Source organism: Altericroceibacterium indicum (genome assembly GCF_009828105.1).
GTDB classification, from domain to species: Bacteria; Pseudomonadota; Alphaproteobacteria; order Sphingomonadales; family Sphingomonadaceae; genus Altericroceibacterium; species Altericroceibacterium indicum.
Genome location: NZ_WTYQ01000016.1, coordinates 1 through 1,662 on the forward strand (window position 1 = coordinate 1; position 1,662 = coordinate 1,662).

Sequence of the window (1,662 nt, forward strand, 5' to 3'; positions counted from 1 at the left end):
GCTCAGCACCGCTGTCGTGTTCTCATCCAGACTGACCGAACCACCGCTCGTAATCTCTGGCGCTTCATTCGTATCCGTCACTGTGATCGTCACATCCTGCGTGACGCTTTTGCCATTCCCGTCATCCACCGTGATGGTCAGGGCATAGACATTATCGCCATCACTATCGGCAGGGTTGGCGTAATCCGGCGCGGTCTTGAAGCTGATCTCTCCCGTCGCACCATCAATCGTGAACAGCGCGCCATCGCCACCTGGCTCAATCGACCAGCTCAGCGTATCGCCATCGGGATCTTCCGCCTCAAAGAGAACCGGACCCGCATCGCCTTCTATCACGGTCACATCGAGCGCGCTCGTGATCACCGGTGCTTCATTCACATCCGTCAGCGTGATCGTCACCGTGTCGCTGGTCACAATCGTCCCGTCAGACACACTCACTTCCACCACAAAGCTGGTCTGCCCCGCTTCATAATCAGGTGCCACCTTGAAGGACAGCGCTCCGGTGGCCGCATCGATCGTGAACAGATCGGCATCCGCACCACCTGTCAGGCTGAAGGTCAGCCCATCGCCATCATCATCTGTGGCTGCCACTGTGCCGACAGCCGTCCCATTCTCCGCAACCGTCAACGACAGACCACTCGTGATCACAGGTGCTTCGTTGACATCGAGCACCGTCACTTCCACCGCCTGGGTGGTGACATTGACCCCATCGGAGACCGCCACATTGACGTGGTAGACATTGCTGCCACCAGCGGTCCCGGGCGCCTCAAAGTCAGGCGCCACCTTGAAGGCCAGCGCACCTGTCGTTTCATCAATCGTGAACAGATCAGCATCGGCACCACCCGCCAGGGCAAAGCTGGGCGTTGTCCCTTCAGGGTCCACCCCATCCACACTGATCACCGCTGTCCGGTTTTCCTGCAGCACAATCGCTGCATCGCTGGTGATCACCGGCGCTTCATTCTTGTCGGTAATGGTGACCGTCAGGCTCTGCGTCGTGCTCTTGCCATTGCCGTCAGAGACTTTGACGCTCAGCTGATAGATATTATCCTCATCACTATCGGCCGGTGCTTCATAGTCGGGTGCGGTGATGAAGCTGAGCGCTCCTGTGGCGCTATCAATCGTAAAGAGGCTCGCATCCAGCCCGCCTGCAATCGACCAGGCGAGCACATCTCCATCGCTATCGCTGCCGGCCATCGTCAGCACCGCCATCCGGCCTTCGGCCATAGCAATCGTATCACCACTGGTGATCACCGGCGCTTCATTCACATCTGTAATGGTCACGGCCACGCTCTGGCTGGCGCTCGCGCCATTGCCATCTGAGACAGTCACAATCACATCATAGACATTGTCCCCATTCGCATCGCCCGGCGCTTCAAAGTCAGGCGCGGTGACAAAGGACAACTTCCCGTCTGCACCCACCGTAAACAAGGCTGCATCGGCACCGCCCGTGATCGCATAGGATAGCGTGTCACCATCCACATCGGTCGCCACAATGCTGGTCGCCAGGCTCTGGTTCTCGGTCAGGGTGACAGCCGCACTGGCCGCAAGGCTGGGCGCTTCATTGGCATTGGTGACGGTGACCTGCACATTTTGGGTGGCCGTCCCGCCATTGCCATCGCTGACCTGGAGCACCACCGCATAGACATTCCCACCATCAAAGCTCGA

1 protein-coding gene is annotated in these 1,662 nt (G+C 58.8%); it reads right to left on the reverse strand.

The features are described 5' to 3' along the window. Positions 1 to 1,662: cadherin repeat domain-containing protein (locus tag GRI39_RS14335; protein ID WP_160740414.1), on the reverse strand; the 1,662-nt coding region annotated here is incomplete at both ends.